Annotated in this window: 11 protein-coding genes; 7 read left to right on the top strand and 4 right to left on the bottom strand. The window is 70.1% G+C overall.

Annotated elements, in window-relative coordinates; all coding sequences use genetic code 11:
- Nucleotides 1–33 precede the first annotated feature (33 nt).
- Complete coding sequence (locus tag Ato02nite_RS05905; protein WP_213005352.1) at nt 34–2,499, top strand: glycoside hydrolase family 127 protein; 2,466 nt, start codon at nt 34–36, stop codon at nt 2,497–2,499.
- A 52-nt stretch (nt 2,500–2,551) separates the two neighbouring features.
- Here Ato02nite_RS05905 and Ato02nite_RS05900 read toward each other — a convergent pair whose 3' ends face one another.
- A complete protein-coding gene (locus tag Ato02nite_RS05900; RefSeq protein WP_246606174.1) occupies nt 2,552–5,410 on the bottom strand; it encodes a galactose oxidase family protein in 2,859 nt (952 codons plus the stop codon).
- A 400-nt stretch (nt 5,411–5,810) separates the two neighbouring features.
- Here Ato02nite_RS05900 and Ato02nite_RS05895 point away from each other — a divergent pair, with 400 nt between their 5' ends.
- Entirely contained in the window at nt 5,811–6,965 is a 1,155-nt protein-coding gene (locus tag Ato02nite_RS05895) for an MFS transporter (protein ID WP_246606173.1), read from the top strand.
- A 103-nt stretch (nt 6,966–7,068) separates the two neighbouring features.
- Here the strand turns inward: Ato02nite_RS05895 and Ato02nite_RS05890 are convergent, their stop codons facing one another.
- A complete protein-coding gene (locus tag Ato02nite_RS05890; protein WP_246606172.1) occupies nt 7,069–8,409 on the bottom strand; it encodes an alpha/beta fold hydrolase in 1,341 nt (446 codons plus the stop codon).
- 229 nt (nt 8,410–8,638) lie between these two features.
- Between Ato02nite_RS05890 and Ato02nite_RS05885 the strand changes: the two genes are divergently transcribed.
- Nucleotides 8,639–9,097, top strand: a complete 459-nt coding sequence (locus tag Ato02nite_RS05885; protein WP_246606171.1) for a hypothetical protein — start codon at nt 8,639–8,641, stop codon at nt 9,095–9,097.
- On the opposite strand, the gene Ato02nite_RS05880 is transcribed toward Ato02nite_RS05885, so the two are convergent.
- Complete coding sequence (locus tag Ato02nite_RS05880; RefSeq protein ID WP_281419699.1) at nt 9,094–9,777, bottom strand: iron-dependent transcriptional repressor DtxR; 684 nt, start codon at nt 9,775–9,777, stop codon at nt 9,094–9,096. The genes Ato02nite_RS05885 and Ato02nite_RS05880 overlap by 4 nt on opposite strands.
- A gap of 82 nt (nt 9,778–9,859) precedes the next feature.
- On the opposite strand from Ato02nite_RS05880, the gene Ato02nite_RS05875 reads away from it, so the two are divergent.
- Genes Ato02nite_RS05875 through dtd form a run of 3 tightly spaced genes read left to right on the top strand, consistent with a single transcriptional unit; the run spans nt 9,860 to nt 14,038 of the window.
- A complete protein-coding gene (locus tag Ato02nite_RS05875) occupies nt 9,860–11,044 on the top strand; it encodes an acetoin utilization protein AcuC (RefSeq protein WP_213005349.1) in 1,185 nt (394 codons plus the stop codon).
- Between the two features lie 11 nt (nt 11,045–11,055).
- Nucleotides 11,056–13,602 (top strand): bifunctional acetate--CoA ligase family protein/GNAT family N-acetyltransferase, encoded by a 2,547-nt coding sequence (locus tag Ato02nite_RS05870; protein ID WP_213005348.1) that lies wholly within the window; start codon nt 11,056–11,058, stop codon nt 13,600–13,602.
- 13 nt (nt 13,603–13,615) lie between these two features.
- On the top strand, nt 13,616–14,038 hold the full coding sequence (gene dtd, locus Ato02nite_RS05865; protein WP_213005347.1) for a D-aminoacyl-tRNA deacylase: 423 nt from the start codon (nt 13,616–13,618) through the stop codon (nt 14,036–14,038).
- 7 nt (nt 14,039–14,045) lie between these two features.
- On the opposite strand, the gene Ato02nite_RS05860 is transcribed toward dtd, so the two are convergent.
- A complete protein-coding gene (locus tag Ato02nite_RS05860; protein ID WP_213005346.1) occupies nt 14,046–14,834 on the bottom strand; it encodes a sporulation protein in 789 nt (262 codons plus the stop codon).
- A gap of 245 nt (nt 14,835–15,079) precedes the next feature.
- On the opposite strand from Ato02nite_RS05860, the gene sigB reads away from it, so the two are divergent.
- Nucleotides 15,080–16,060 (top strand): RNA polymerase sigma factor SigB, encoded by a 981-nt coding sequence (gene sigB, locus Ato02nite_RS05855; protein WP_281419693.1) that lies wholly within the window; start codon nt 15,080–15,082, stop codon nt 16,058–16,060.
- Nucleotides 16,061–16,194: the final 134 nt, after the last annotated feature.

Here is a 16,194-nt window from a genome sequence, read left to right as displayed (position 1 = left end):
AACCCCTGCCCCCGTTTCGCCTGGGAGGTCCATGTGACATCGCCGCTGTCCCGCCGCGCGCTCCTGGCCGGCTCCGCCGCCGTCGGCGCCGCCTCGGTGCTCACCGCACCCAGTGCCGTCAGTGCCGGCCCCTATCGGGGCCCCGCCCCCGCCCCCGCTCTTGTTGCCCGGCCCGACACCGGGGTCTCGGCCTTTGCGTTTCCGCTCTCGGCCGTGCGCCTGCTGACCAGCCCGTTCACGGCCAACGCCGGACGCACCCAGTCCTACCTGCAGTTCCTCGACGTCGACCGGCTGCTGCACACGTTCCGGCTCAACGTCGGCCTGTCGTCGGCCGCCACCGCCTGCGGCGGCTGGGAGTCACCCACCACCGAGCTGCGCGGCCACTCCACCGGCCACCTGCTGTCCGCGCTCGCGCAGGCCTACGCGAGCACCGGCGACACCGGTTACCAGACCAAGGGCAACCAGATCGTCACCGTGCTGGCCCAGTGCCAGGCCCGCGCCGTAACGGCCGGCTTCAACACCGGGTACCTCAGCGCCTTCCCGGAGAGCTTCATCGACCGGGTCGAGCAGCGGCAGAGCGTGTGGGCTCCCTACTACACCCTCCACAAGATCATGGCGGGGCTGCTCGACATGCATCTGCTGGCCGGCAACGCACCGGCGCTGACCGTGCTCACCGGCATGGCGGCCTGGGTGAAGTTCCGCAACGACCGGCTCACCCTGGCCCAACGGCAGAACATGCTGGACACCGAGTTCGGCGGCATGAACGAGGTGCTGACCAACCTCTACCAGGTGACCGGCGACGCCACCCATCTGGCCGCGGCCCAGCATTTCGACCATGCCGAGATCTTCGATCCGCTCGCCTCCGATCAGGACGCTCTGAACAACTACCACGCCAATACGCAGATCCCGAAAATCCTCGGGGCGATCCGCGAGTATCACGCCACCGGGACGACCCGGTACCGGGATATCGCGGTCAACTTCTGGGACATCGTGACCCGTCACCATACGTATGCGATCGGTGGCAACTCGAACGGTGAGTACTTCAAAGCGGCCGACCGGATCGCCGGTGAACTTTCCGACACCACCGCCGAGTGCTGCAATTCCTACAACATGCTCAAGCTGACCCGGCAGCTGTTTCTCACCGACCCGGCGCGCATTGAATACATGGACTTCTATGAAAGGGCTCTCTACAACCACATCCTCGCGTCTCAGGACCCGTCGTCCGCGCACGGCTTCCAGTGCTACTACGTGCCGCTGCGGGCGGGCGGCATCAAGACCTACAGCAACGACTACAACAGCTTCGTCTGCTGCCACGGCACCGGCATGGAGAGCAACACCAAGTACGGCGACTCCATCTACTTCCACGACGGCGCGAGCACGCTCTACGTCAACCTGTTCATCCCCTCGGTTCTGACCTGGTCGGCCCGGGGCGTGACGGTCCGGCAGGACACGTCCTTCCCCGAGGCCGGTTCCACGAAGCTGACCGTGACCGGGTCGGGCAGCTTCACGATGCGGATCCGGATCCCGGCGTGGGCGGCGGCCGCCCAGATCCGCGTCAACGGCGCCGTGTTCTCCTCGCCGGCGGCCGGCGCCTACGCGTCGGTCAGCCGGACCTGGGCTTCCGGCGACGTCGTCGACGTCACGCTCCCGATGGCGCTGACCAGGGAGGCGACCAACGACAACGCGTCGGTGCAGGCGGTCAAGGTCGGCCCGATCGTCCTGGGTGGACTCTTCGGCACGTCGAACCTGACCGCGCTGCCGGTGCTGGACCCGGCGTCGCTGTCTCCCACGGCGACGCCGCTGCAGTACACGGCGGGTGGTGTGGTGCTGGCTCCTTTCTACAAGGTGCACGGACAGCGATACAGCGTCTATTGGTCTATCGGGGGTTCGACTTTGGTCGCGCACTACCCGTTCGACGGGTCGGTGGCCGACGCCTCCGGCAACGGGCGCACCGCCACCCTCGCGGGCGGGGCCGTCTACGTCAGCGGGCGCGGAGGTCAGGCGCTGGATCTCAACGGCTCCACGGCGTACGCGTCGATGCCCGGCGGCATCCTCGCCGGCGCGACCAATTTCTCCGTCGCCCTCTGGGTGCGGATCGACATCGTCACCACCTGGAGCCGGCTGTTCGACCTCGGCACCGGGACCGGTGCCTACCTGTTCCTCACCCCGCGCTCGAGCGCCGGCACCGCCCGCTTCGCCATCACCACCTCCGGCTCGGGCGGCGAGCAGCGGATAGATGCCCCGTCGGCGCTGCCGGCCGGGGTCTGGACGCACGTCGCGGTCACCCGCAGTGGCGGCCTGGGCGTGCTCTACGTGAACGGGGCCGAGGTGGGTCGTAACCCGGCGCTCACCGCGACGCTGAGCAGCACCACCCAGAACTGGCTCGGCCGCTCGCGGTACGCCGATCCCTACCTGGACGGTGCCCTGGACAACGTGCGGCTCTACCACCGGGCCCTGAGCGCCGCCGAGGTGGCCGGCCTCCACACGAGCGGAGCGTGAAGAAAGGGGGCGCCGGTCCGAAGACCGGCGCCCCCTGACGCAGAACCCGAACTCAGCCGATCTTGATGATCTTCGCGACGCTCGGTACGCCCTTCGCGTCCAGCGCGAACAGCATCCAGTAGCCGGGAACCGCGATGCCCTTGTCGGCCGGGACCGTCAGGTTGTAGCCGCCGTTGGCCGCCGTCGGGGTCAGCGACAGGCGCCGCTGGTCCGTGTCGACGGTGTGGGTGGCCGTGCCCATCCGGATGATCGAGAACCCGGTGACCGCCGCGCCGGTCTTGACGTTGATCGTCGCGCCGTTGGCCGCGGTGGTCGGGGCAGTGGTGATCGTCGGCCGGGTGGCCGCCGTGCCGTCCTCGTTCAGCAGGTACGGCGGGGTGAAGAACTGCCCGTCGAAGTGGTTGGTGGTGCAGTCGCCGCCGCAGAGGCCGCCACCACCGCTGAACACCCGGCCGTCCGGCATCAGCAGGGACACGCTGTGGTAGTTGCGCGGCACCGTCGCGCTGGCCATCGTGCTGAACTTCTCGGTCGCCGGGTCGTACAACTCGGCCGAGTAGACCGTGGTGTTGTCCGAGAACGGCACCGCGAAGTTCTGCCCGCCGGTGACCAGAACCTTGCCGTCCGGCAGGACGACGCTGTTCTGGAACGCCCGGGTGTTCGCCATCGACCCGACCTTCTTGGTCGTCACCGTGCTGCCGCTGATGGTCAGCACGTACGCGTTGGCGGTCGCGGCCGAGTCGTCGTAGTTGGGTGCGCCGCCGAGGGTCAGGATCTTGCCGGTGTCGTACATGACCGCGTTGCCGTTCATGGCGTCGGTGTCGTCACCACGGGTGCCGGCCGCGGCGACCGTGCCGTTGCCGTCGGCGGTGTACCAGTTCATCGCCTTGCTCGGGCCGGCCTGCAGGACCTTGTTGCCGGACCAGGCGAACAGCCAGGCGTGATTGTCCTTGCGGTAGTCACCGTTGGTGGTGTCGGCAGTCAGCATCGGCACCACGTTGGCGCCCGGCAGCGACTTCCAGCCGGTGCTCGCCGACCAGACCTCACCGGACTTGTGCGCGACATCGACGTTGCCGTTGCCGCCGCTCCACGAGCCGCCGATGGTGAACACCCGGCCGTCGCCGAGAGTCACGCTCGACTGGTAGCCACGCGGCGTCTTCATGTCCGGGCCGCGGGTCCAGGCGTCGGTGGCCGGGTTGTAGATGCTGGTCACCTCGGCGTCGTTACCGCCGGTGATCATGATGCGGCCGTCCGGGAGCACCGAGATACCGGGGCAGAACATGTCGTGCCCGGTCTCGACCACGTCGCGCTGGGTGACGACGCCGGTGGCCGGGTCGTAGGTGGCGGTCAGCGTGCTGCCGGTGCCACCGTTGAAGTCGTCGGCGTATTCCGCCGACCAGGTGAGGATCTTGCCGTTGGGCAGCAGCGCCGCCGCGACCGGCACTAGCGGGAAGCCGACCGGCGCGCTCCACGAGCCTCGGTTGACGGCGACCGCACCGCTCGGGCCGAGCAGGTTGAACTCGGCGGCCGACGCCCACGGCCCGCGGTTGCCGGCCTCGGCCTGCGCGACGAGTCGCACGTACCGGGCGGTCACCGTCGGGAAGACCACGGTCTTCTCGCCGCCGTCGTCGTTGAACGCGCCGGTGGCCACGTCGGTCCACGCCGTGTTGTTGGTCGAGGACTGGATCTTGTAGCCACCGATCCGCCCGTTACCGCCGCTTTCGGCGTCCTGCCGGGGGAGGTAGACGAGGCCGCCGATCTGCCGGCTGGCCTTGGTGTCGATCGTGTACGTGTGCGGGTAGTCCGGCTCGTTGAGGTTCCACTCGGTGTGCCAGATGGTGGCGGTGTTGCCGTCGAGCGCGTTGGCCGCCTTGCCGTCCTCGCCGGTCGTCTCCTGGCTGTCGGCGGTGGCGGTCCAACCGGTGCGGTCCAGCCGCGAGTCGGACCGGCCGAGCACGTTGATCTCGGCGGCCGACGTCCACGGGCCGCGGTTGCCGGCCTCGGTGAGCGCGGTGATCCGCACGTAGCGGGCCATCGCCGAGGCGAACGTCATGGACTGCACGGTGCCGATGTCGCTGAAGGTGCCCGAGGTGACGGCGGGTGTCCAGGCCGCCCCGTCCATGCTGACGTCGATCTTGTACTGGCCGATCCGGCCGTTGGCCTCGCCGTCCTGCCGGGGCAGGTAGGTGAAGCCGGAGACCTGGAAGGCCGCGTGCATGTCGATGGTGAAGGTGTGCGGGAGGCCCGGTTCGGCGTCCTGCCACTGGGTGTGCCAGATGGTCGCGGTGTTGCCGTCGATCGCGTTGGTGGCCGGGGCGTTCTCGCCCACGGTCTCCTGGCTGTCGGCGGCGACGGTCCAGCCGGTGCGCGGCAGGGCCGGGTCGGTGCCACCCAGCAGGTTGATCTCGGCGGCGGCGGCCCACTTGACCCGGTTACCGGCCTCGGTGACCGCGGTCAGCCGCACGTAGCGGGTGATGACGGTGGCGATGGTGACGGTCTTGACCGTCGCGTCGTCGGCGAAGGTGCCGGTGGCAACGTTTGCCGACCAGGTCGTGCCGTTGTCGCTGACCTGCACCTTGTACTGCCCGATCCGGCCGTTGGCGCCGGCCAGCGGGAGGTAGGTGAGGCCGCTGATCGCCATCTTGTTCTTGGTGTCGATCGTGATGTAGTGCGGCATCGCCACGGTGGTGCTGCTCTTCCAGGCCGTGCTGGTGCTGTTGTCCAGCGCGTTGCCGGCGGCGAAGCCGGAGGCGGCCGTGTCGGCGGCGGCCGTCCAACCGGTGCGCGGCAGCGGAGCGGCGGCGGTCACCGCGACCGGCACCGGCTTCACCATCACGTGCTTGGCGTGTTCATCGGTGACGCTCTGCGAGCCGGCCCCGTTTTCTGAGTTGCTGTCCGCCTGGTGCAGCACCATTGCAGTGCCGGTGATCAGGCATAAAACCGCGGTTGCCGCGGCACGGGACCAATACTGGCCTCGCAAGCGCATGTTCCCCCCAAGGACTCTTCTCCTTCGCGAGAACTCAACGTGGCTCAGGCGTTTCACAACATCGCCTCGGCGTTTCAAGAAATCCCACGAATGGCCAGATGACAGTGCAATCTAAGGGGGCTATAGTTCTGCACCAATTCGTACTTAAGCCCCATAACCGACACAAGCCGCGATGTCGGCCAGGCGATTTCTTACCGGCAGCGGTATTGGTGCAGGTAGTGGCCCGGGTGGCCGTACTGCGAATCAACTGTGTGATTAACTTCCTTTTCCCACGTGCGGGTGAATCCGCGTCCCGGGCCGTTCGCTTTAACGAGTAAGTTCGGGCATCGTGACGATCACCGACCGGGCCCGGGTGGCGGTCGCGGTCACCTTCGCGACCAACGGCCTGGCCTTCGCCGGCTGGCTGGCCCGCGCTCCCGCCGTCCGCGACGACCTGCACCTGTCCGCGGCCGGCTTCGGCCTGCTGCTGCTCTGCATCTCGGCCGCCGCGATCATGTCGATCCCGCTCGCCGGTCCGCTCGTGCAGCGGGTCGGCCCGGCCCGGACCATCCTGCTCGGCAGCAGTTCGATGGTGATCGGGCTGATCGGCCTCGGCACCGGCACGCTGACCGGCGAGGTTCCGATCGCCGCAGCCGGCCTGGTGCTGGTCGGGGCGGGCAACAGCGCCTGGGACGTCGCCATGAACGTCGAGGGCGCCGCCGTCGAACGCCGCCTCGGCCGCACGATCATGCCGCGCTTCCACGCCGGTTTCAGCCTGGGCACGGTGCTGGGCGCCGGCACGAGTGCCCTGGCGGCGGCCTGCAGCCTGCCGATCTGGGCGCAGCTCTATCTCACCGCGGCGCTGACGGCTTCGATCACCTTTCCGACCGTACGGCGGTTCCAGCCGCCCGTGGCGCACGCTCAGGGCCGCTCCCGGTCGATGAGCGTGGTCCAGGCGTGGCGCGAACCCCGTACCGTCCTGATCGGCCTGATCATGCTCGGCTTCGGCTTCGCCGAGGGCACCGCCAACGACTGGCTGGCGATCAGCCTGGTCGACGGTTACGGCGCGAGCGAGACGATCGGCGCCATCGCGTACGGGTCGTTCGTCACCGCCATGACCCTGTCCCGGCTGTTCGGCGGCTACGCCATCGAACGGTGGGGCCGGGTGCCCGTGCTGCGCGCGACCGTGGTCGCCGGCATCGCCGGCCTGCTGCTGGTCGTCTCCGGCCTCGCCGTTCCGGTCGCCCTGCTGGGCGGGCTGCTGTGGGGCGTGGGCTCGTCGCTGGGATTCCCGGTGGGGATGAGCGCGGCGGCCGACGACCCGGCCCGGGCCGCCATCCGGGTCTCGGTGGCCGGCTCGATCGGCTACGGCGCCTTCCTGGCCGGCCCACCCCTGATCGGCGTCCTGACCCAGCACTTCGGCGTCCTCGACGCCATCCTGTGCGCCTTGGCCGCCCTCGCGATCGGCCTGGCCGCCTCCGGGGCGGCGAGGCCGTTGCGTTAGTCCCGCCGGGCCGCAGCGGGCGCACGGCCCGGTGTTGCAGCCAGGCGGAACCGCTCGGACGCGACTTCTCGCTCGGCGTACTTATCAGCGGTTTGCCGTCTTATCAGCGGTTTGCCGTCAGGAAATCGGTGATCAGGCCGGCCAGCACCATGGGCTGCTCGATCACCATGGCGTGCGAGGCGTCGGCGAGTTCGAGGTAGCGGGGGTGGCCGGCCTGCGAAGCCTGTTCGACCAGGTAGCGGCGGTGGGCCGCGTAGAGGTCGGCGAACGGTTCCTGCTCGGGGAGGTCGCGGGTCGGCAGCACGAGCAGCTCGGGGCAGGTGGTCGCCGCGTAGACCGGGCCCAGGTCCAGCTCGTTCATGAGTTTGCGCAGCTGGGAGGTGGTGGCGGCGGACGGGCGGGTGGAGGTCTCGCCGTCGGTGTGCACCAGGTTGCGGCGGAAGCCCTCGATCCACACCTTCTCGTTGGCGCCCATGTCGCGGGCCGCCGCCTGCTGGCGTTCCACCAGGTCGGGCAGCTGGTCGGCGGGGATGACCCGGCCGCCGAGGGCCTCCATCCGGTCGAAGATCTCGTGCAACCGGGCCAGCTCGGCGGCGGCCTTCTCCGGGTCGAGACCGGGCAGGTGCTCGGGCCGGGTGGGCGGCGGGTTGCCGTCCAGGCTGACCACGCCGGGCGCCTCGGGATGCCGCTGGCCCCACAGCGCCGCCAGCATGCCGCCCAGCGAATGACCCACCACCGCCGGCCGGTCCAGCTCCATCTGCACGCAGACGGCGGCCAGGTCACCCAGGGCGGCGTCCCACGTCCACACTCCGTCGCCCGAGCGGCCGTGCCCGCGCAGGTCCACGGTGATCACCCGGTGGTGCGGGCGCAGGGCGCGGGCCAGGGTGGTGAGCTGGGCGAGGTTGCCGCCGGCGCCGTGCAGGAGCAGCAGCGGGGGCTGGTCGCCGCCGAAGTCGCGGATCGCGATCGGCAGTTCCCCGGCGTCTATCAGGCGATCGTTGATCATGGGTTCTCCTCGGAGGCGGTCGCGGATGGCGGCGGAGGGCACGCCGCCGTCGGGGTGGCGGGGCAGGCGGCCGCGCCGCACCAGGTCGTGAACGCCCTGGCGGGTGATGCCGAGCATGGCGCCGGCGGTGGCATAGGTGACGGACTCGGACCACGGGTGGCCGGCCCGGACCGCGATGACCTGGCCGAGCGGGGTGGCCCACCAGTCCGGCGGCGGGTCGAAGGCCCGGTCGCTGGGGTAGAGCGTGGCGATCAGCCGGGCCGCGGCCAGCACGGCTTCCTGATCGCTGCCGTGCCGCAGCGTGTCGGCCCAGCGGCGCGCCCGCAGCCGGACCAGGTCGCGCAGGGCATGGACCGCGTCGTCGCCCTCGAGGAGCACCTCGAGCGGGTCGAGCAGCCGAACGTCCAGCAGGCGCACGATCTGCTCGACAAGGTCCACGAGGTCTGATCCTGGCGTGACTTGACACACGGTGTCAAGTCACCGTCGGTGTCCGAATGGTGCCGCACTCGGGCTTTCGTGTTATCGCCGGGCAAAGTACGGTGTGCCCCGAAAGCCCCTCGGGAGGAGCCTCGTGCGTTCGCGTTCGCTGATACTCGGCGCCGTGCTTCTGTTGGGGTTGGCTGGCTGCGACAAAAAGGACAAAGCCGCAGAGGCGGCTCTGCCGCCGGTGGACTTCGTCGAGCAGCCAGCCGCCTCGGCCGGCGGCGCCTGCATCCTCTGGGACTACGACTTCATCGAGTCCAAGGTCGGCGTCAAGTTTGAGGTCGCCGCCTCCGACCAGATCGACGACACCTCCACCTGCGTGGTGCAGATGATCTCCACCGATTACCCCGACCTGGCGCTGAGCGTCGTGGAGAGCACGCAGGCCGACGCGAAGCTGTTCAACTCCGACCTCAAGCCGGAGAAGGCCACCACGATCAAGGGCCTGGGCAAGGCCGGTTACCGGCTCAACACGGCCGCGAGCGGCCAGCACGGGCCGGTCGTCGAGATCGGCTGGCTCAGCGAGGCGAAGCAGCTGCAGACGCTGCGCTTCACCTTCGCCAAGACCGCCAAGGCCGCCGACGTGACGGCCATGAACAACAAACTGCTCACTCTCGCGAAAGCGATGGACACTACCGCCGGTTAGTGCGCCGCCACGAAGACCCGCGACGCCACCTCGCGCGGCAGGCGGATCTTGTCGCCCGAGCGGTCGATGGTCACCGAGTCGCGCTCCTGCGCCACCGTCACCGTCGTGCCCGGGTCGATGCCGGCCGCGTGCAGCTGGCGCAGCACGTCGGCATTGGTCTGCACGCTCTCGCAGATGCGGCTGACCACAACACTGCCGGTCAGGCCGGGGAACGCCAGGTTGCGCTCACCGGTGCTGCTCGCCCCGATCTCCTCGAGCCCGCCCAGGATCTCCAGACCGGGAATCGGATTGCCGTACGGCGAGCGGGTCGGACGGTTGAGCAGCTCGTAGACCTTGCGCTCGACCGAGTCGCTCATGACGTGCTCCCACCGGCAGGCCTCCTCGTGGGCCTCCTCGTAGGGCATGCCGATGACGTTGACCAGCAACAGCTCGGCGAGCCGGTGCTTACGCATGACCGCGACGGCGGCCACCCGGCCCGCCGCGGTCAGCACGAGATGACGGTCGTTCTCGACCGTCAGCAGGCCGTCACGCTCCATGCGTGCGACCGTCTGGCTGACTGTGGGACCGCTCTGGTGCAGGCGCTCGGCGATCCGCGCACGCAGCGGCGGAACGCCCTCCTCCTCGAGTTCGAGGATGGTCCGGAGATACATCTCCGTAGTGTCGACAAGATCATTCAAGATGCGGCCCTCCCAGCAGCGATATTACCTCGTTACAAGGCCTTGACGGCGGTGCGGCCGAGCGTGCCGTGGCAGCATGGCGGGCATGGCAGACCCGACGACCGCCGTGGTGTGGGATCGAGCCCTGCTCGACTACGACATGGGCGACCACCCGCTCAATCCGGTGCGGGTCGAGCTCACCATGGCACTGGCCCGGGAACTCGGCATTTTCAGCCGCCCGGGGGTGCAAATGGTCACACCCCGGCCGGCCGACGACGCCGACCTCACCCGCATCCACCGCCCCGACTACCTCGACGCCGTCCGGCTGGCGCCCAGCGACCCGTTCTTCCGGGGCTGGGGTCTGAACACCGAGGACAACCCCGTCTTCGACGGGATGCACGAGGCATCGGCCCGGATCTGCGGCGCCAGCATCGCGGCGGCCGAGGCCGTCTGGCACGGTACGGCTACCCGCGCCGTCAACGTGTCCGGCGGTCTGCACCATGCGATGGCCTCCCGGGCTGCCGGCTTCTGTGTGTACAACGATCCGGCCGTCGCCATCGCCCGGCTGCTCGACCAGGGCGCTCAACGGGTGGCCTATGTGGATGTCGACGTGCACCACGGCGACGGCGTCCAGACCGCCTTCTACGACGACCCCCGAGTGCTCACGATCAGTCTGCACGAGACACCGCTCGCGCTGTTCCCCGGCACCGGCTTCGCCGACGAGATCGGCGGGCGCAACGCCGAGGGCACCGCGGTCAACCTGCCCCTGCCGCCCGGCACCTCGGACGCCGCCTGGCTGCGTGCCTTCCACGCGGTCGTCCCGTCGGTGCTGCGCGCGTTCGCCCCGGAGATCATCTTCAGTCAGTGCGGCGCCGACGCGCACCGCCTCGACCCGCTCGCCGACCTGAGCCTGTCGGTCGACGGCCAGCGCGCCGCCTACATCGCGATGCGCTCGCTGGCCGACGAGCTCTGCGACGGCCGCTGGGTCGCTATGGGCGGCGGCGGATACGCGCTGGTCGAGGTGGTGCCGCGGGCCTGGACGCACCTGCTCGCGGTGGCCACCGGGGACCCGCTGGACCCGTCCGTCGTCATTCCTCCGGCGTGGCGCGCGTTCGCCGCCGAGCGTTGTCCCCGGGGCGTCGTGCCATCCGTCATGACCGACGGCACCGAGCCGGTCGTCGAGGCCTGGCAGCCCGGCACCACGCCCGACGCCGTGGACAGGGCCATCCTGGCCACCCGGATGGCCGTGTTCCCGCTGCACGGCCTCGACCCGCACGACCCCCGCGACTAGAGGAGCCCGACGTGGAGAAGAGCGCGGACGTTCTGCTCTCCGACGGCACCGCCGTCCACCTGCGGCAGATCCGGCCCGAGGACGCACCGGCCATTGTGGAGCTGCACTCCCGGATGAGCGACCGCACCCGCTACCTGCGCTACTTCTCGCCCTACCCGCGCATCCCGGAACGCGACCTGAAACGGTTCGTCAACGTCGACCACCACGACCGCGAGGCGTTCGTCATCGTCAGCGGCACGCAGATCACCGCGGTCGGGCGCTACGAACGACTGGGCGCCGAGGCGGCCGAGGCCGAGGTCGCGTTCGTGGTGGAGGACGCCCACCAGGGCCGCGGCATCGGTTCGGTGCTGCTGGAACACCTCGCCGACGCGGCCCGGCAGAACGGCATCACCCGGTTCGTCGCCGAGGTGCTGCCGGAGAACGGCGGCATGCTGCGCGTCTTCAGCGACTTCGGCTACCAGGTGCAGCGCAAGTACGCCGACGGGGTGGTGCACCTCGAGTTCCCGATCGCGCCCACCGAGAGGTCCCGCGAGGTGCAGGAGAACCGCGAGCACCGCACCGAGGCGAAATCGATCGCCCGGCTGCTCGCGCCGCGGGCGGTGGCCGTCTACGGCGCCAGCGCCAGCGGTCAGGGCATCGGCGCCGCGATGCTCGGCCACCTGCGCGACGGCGGCTACCCCGGAACGATCATCGTGGTGAACCCGCGCGCGAAACGGGTAGCCGGCCTGCCCGCCCACAAATCGGCCGCCGATGCCGGCGTCGACGTCGACCTCGCGCTGATCGCGGTGCCGCCGCGCAGCGTCCCGGTCGCGGTGGCGGACGCCGCCGCGAGCGGCGCCGGCGGGGTGGTGGTGGTTTCGGCCGGGTTCGCCGAGGCCGGCGCGGCCGGCGCCGCCGCGCAGCGGCGGCTGGTGGAGAGCGCGCACGGCGCGGGGTTGCGCGTGGTGGGCCCCAACAGCATGGGGATTGCCAACACCGACCCGACCGTACGGCTGAACGCCACGCTCGCACCCCGGCTCCCCAACCCGGGGCGGGTCGGGTTCTTCAGCCAGAGCGGCGCGCTCGGGGTGGCGCTGCTGGCCGAGGCCGACCGGCGCGGGCTCGGCCTGTCCAGCTTCGTGTCGGCCGGCAACCGGGCCGACGTGTCCGGCAACGACCTGCTGCAGTACTGGCACGACGACCCCGGCACCGACGTCGTCCTGCTCTACCTGGAGACCTTCGGCAACCCGCGCAAGTTCGCCCGGCTCGCCCGGCGGATGTCCCGGATCAAGCCGGTGGTCGCGGTGGCCTCGGCCACCCGGCCGCCCGGGCTGTCCGGTGATCTGCCCGGGCCGGACGCGCACGCAATCACCGCGCTGTTCGCCCGCTCCGGGGTCATCCGGGTCGACACCGTGCGGGAGTTGTTCGACGTCGGCCTGCTGCTGGCCCACCAGCCGCTGCCGAGCGGCCGCCGGGTGGCGGTGGTCGGCAACTCGTCGGCCCTGTCGGAATTGGCGGTGGCCGCCTGCCGCAACACCGGACTGACCGTCGCCGAGGGATATCCGCACGACATCAGCCCCGAGGCCGGCGCACACGACTTCGCCGACGCCCTCGCCGACGCCGCCGTCGACGACCGGGCCGACGCGCTCGTGGTGGTCTTCGCGCCGCCGCTGCCCGGACAGTTGCCGGACGAGGACGGGGACTTCGCGGCCGCGCTGGCCAGCGTCGCCCTGGCCGGGGAGAAGCCGACCGTGGCGACCTTCCTCCTGGGGAACCTCTCGTCCCGGGTGCCGTCGTACCCCTCGGTCGAGGAGGCCGTGCGGGCGCTGGCCCGGGTCGCCACGTACGCGGACTGGCTGCGCCGGCCGCCGGGGGTGTTGCCATCCCTGCCGGACGTGGATCCGGCCGCTGTCGACCTTTCCGGGCCGCCGTCGGAGTTGCTCGCGGCCTACGGCATCACCGTCGTCCCGTCGACCCGGTGCTCGTCGCTTGCGTCGGCTTTGTCGGCCGCGTCGGCACTCGGCTACCCCGTGGCGTTGAAGGCGGCCGGTGGTGCGCTGCGGCATCGCATCGACCTGGGTGCCGTCCGGCTGGCGCTGGCCGATGAGGGCGACGTGACCGCTGCTTATGAAGATTTGTCGGGGAATTTCGGACCGGACATTCTCGTACAGACCATGGTCCCGCCCGGCGTGGCCTGCACCGTCGAGGTCGTCGAAGACCCCGCCTTCGGGCCGGTCGTCGGCTTCGGCCTCGGCGGCGTGGCCAGCGAACTGCTCGGCGACCTCGCCTGGCGGGCCGCCCCGCTCACCGACCGGGCCGCCGAAGCCCTCGTCGACGAGCCCCGGGCGGCGCCGCTGCTCCACGGCTACCGCGGTTCCGCCCCGGTCGACCGGGCCGCCCTGATCGACCTGCTCCTGCGGGTCGGCCGGCTCGCCGACGACCACCCCCGCCTGCGGTCGCTCATGCTCAACCCGGTCCTGGCCCGGCCCGACGGCATCACCGTGCTGCATGCCGCCGTCGAGATCGGCCCGCCCGCGTTGCGTCCCGACACCGGCCCGCGCCGCCTGCGCAACCCGTGAGAGGGTCCTCGGTGTGCGTGCATTGGTGCAGACCGTCAGCCGGGCCAGCGTAACCGTCGACGACGAGGTCATCGGCAAGATCGAGGACGGCCTGCTCGTCCTGCTCGGCGTCACCCACGACGACACCCCCGCCACGGCCCGTGAGCTGGCCCGCAAGGTGTTCGAGGTGCGCATCCTCGACGACGAGAAGTCGGCCTCCGACGTCGGCGCCCCGCTGCTCGTGGTCAGCCAGTTCACCCTCTACGGCGACGCCCGCAAAGGCCGGCGCCCCACCTGGAGCGCGGCCGCGCCGGCTCCCGTCGCCGAGCCGCTGGTCACGGCCTTCGTCGAAGCACTGCGCGCCCGGGGCGCCACGGTTTCCACCGGGCGCTTCCAGGCGCACATGCTGGTCGAGAGCGTGAACGTCGGCCCCCGGACGCTGCTGCTCGAGCTTTAGGGCGCTCTCAGAAGAACAGCCCGCGGCGCTGGGCCGACTGCCGCAGCCAGTTGTCCAGCTGACCGGCCCAGTCGACCTGGTCGACCGACGCGTAGTCGACGTCGAAGCGGCCGAACGCGTCGTGGCCCTCGCTCAGGAAGCCACCCCGCTTGTCGATCTCCAGCACCACCTGGAGGTGACGCGGCGTCGCGATGAAGGTCAGCTCCAGCTGGTTGATGCCACTCGCGTACGCCGACGGCGGGTAGAACTCGATCTCCTGGTAGAACGGCAGCTGCTGCTCCACCCCGTACACCCGGCCGCGCTCGACATCCGCCCGGCTGAAGCGGAACCCGAGCCGCAGCAGAGCGTCCAGGAGTCGCTCCTGCGCCGGCAGCGGGTGCACCGCCACCGCGTCCAGGTCCGACTTGTCGACCGCCCGGGCCACCTCGAGCTCGGTGGACAGGCCCATCGTCATGCCGTGCAGGTGCTGCCCGTACACCTCGGTGATCGGCGTCTCCCAGGGCACGTCGAACCGGAACGGCACGTCATGCCGGGCACCCGGCTCCAACCGGAACGAACCGGTCAGCCGCTGCCGGTGGAACTCCTGGTCGGTGTTGTACTCACTGTCGCCGCTCTCGATCTCGACCCGGGTGATCAGGCCGACCGCCAGGTATTCCACGTCGACCGCGTGGTCACCGCCCTGGACGTGCACCTGCCCCTCGAGGAAGCCGCCGGGCCGGCAGTTGGGGTTGGCCAGCACCGTCTCGACCGACGGGCCGCCCACACCGAGCGCCTGCATCATTCGCTTGAAGACCATCGAACCGAATCCTCCTCAGGGGCGTTTCAGAAACATTATCGGCGCTCGACAAGATCCCAGAACCGGCATTTCGGCCACCTGTCGGCTTGGCGACGTCAGGGTTCTCCCTGATTCATGCCACCTGGACGCTTGCCTCACCTCCGCTTAACGCGTCCCGGGCCAAGCTATCGATCACCGGCACGAATGCGGCTGGGAACGCACGAGACGGTTATCAGCGGGGAGGGGACTGAAAGGTGGTCCTGCAGATGATGAAGACTTCGGACGACACCAGCATGACGGACGGTGTCGAGCTCCTGACCGACCTGGACGCGACGGACGAGCGTGGTGTCTCCGCCGACCTGGTCCGGGCCTATCTGAACGGCATCGGTCGCACCCGCCTCCTGACCGCCGTCGAGGAGGTCGAACTCTCCAAGCGCATCGAAGCCGGCCTGTACGCCGACGAGAAGCTCCCCGGGGCCACCGGCGACCTGGCGCGGCTCCTCACGATCATCATCGCCGAGGGCAAGGCGGCCAAGAACCACCTGCTCGAGGCCAACCTCCGCCTGGTGGTCAGCATCGCGAAGCGGTACACCGGCCGCGGCATGGCCTTCCTCGACCTCATCCAAGAGGGCAACCTGGGCCTGATCCGCGCGGTCGAGAAATTCGACTACACCAAGGGCTACAAGTTCTCCACGTACGCGACGTGGTGGATCCGCCAGGCCATCACCCGCGCCATGGCCGACCAGGCCCGCACCATCCGCATTCCGGTGCACATGGTCGAGCAGGTCAACCGCATGGTCCGCGCCCGCCGCGACCTGGCCGCGACCCTTGGCCGCGAGCCCAGCATCAGCGAGATCGCCAAGGCCATGGACGTCCCCGAGTTCCAGGTGATCGAGCTGATCTCCTACGACCGCGAGCCGGTCAGCCTCGACCAGGCCGTCGGCGAGGACGGCGAGAGCGCCCTGGGCGACTTCGTCGCGGCCGCCGACATCAGCAACCCCGGCGCCACCATCGGCCAGGGCGAACTGCGCAACGAGGTGGAAATCGTCCTGGCAACGCTGTCGGAGCGCGAGTCGGCGGTCATCCGCCTCCGCTTCGGCCTCGACGACGGCCGCCAGCGCACCCTCGACGAGGTGGGTCGCGAGTTCGGCCTGAGCCGCGAGCGCATCCGCCAGATCGAGAAGGTCACGATGCTCAAGCTCCGCGACCCCGAGCGCGCTTCCCGCCTGGAGGCGTACGCCGGCTGACCCCGAAACCCACGAATCGCCCGGCGGAACCTCCCACTCGCCGGGCGATTCTCATTCCCCCCGATCGCGCGCAGGCTCGGCTTGTCGTTCAGGCCGGGCTTGTTGTTCAGGCCGGGCTTGTTGTTCAGGCCGGG

The sequence above is a fragment of the Paractinoplanes toevensis genome (assembly GCF_018332695.1).
Classification (GTDB): Bacteria; Actinomycetota; Actinomycetes; order Mycobacteriales; family Micromonosporaceae; genus Actinoplanes; species Actinoplanes toevensis.
This window is presented reverse-complemented; position numbering and strand designations above follow the sequence as displayed.

Bases quoted from the DNA above. Each gene is read 5' to 3' on its own strand.
- Ato02nite_RS05900 (WP_246606174.1), bottom strand. From the start codon at position 5,410: ATGGTGCTGCACCAGGCGGACAGCAACTCAGAAAACGGGGCCGGCTCG.
- Ato02nite_RS05875 (WP_213005349.1), top strand. From the start codon at position 9,860: ATGGCAGACCCGACGACCGCCGTGGTGTGGGATCGAGCCCTGCTCGAC.
- Ato02nite_RS05860 (WP_213005346.1), bottom strand. From the start codon at position 14,834: ATGGTCTTCAAGCGAATGATGCAGGCGCTCGGTGTGGGCGGCCCGTCG.
- sigB (WP_281419693.1), top strand. From the start codon at position 15,080: ATGATGAAGACTTCGGACGACACCAGCATGACGGACGGTGTCGAGCTC.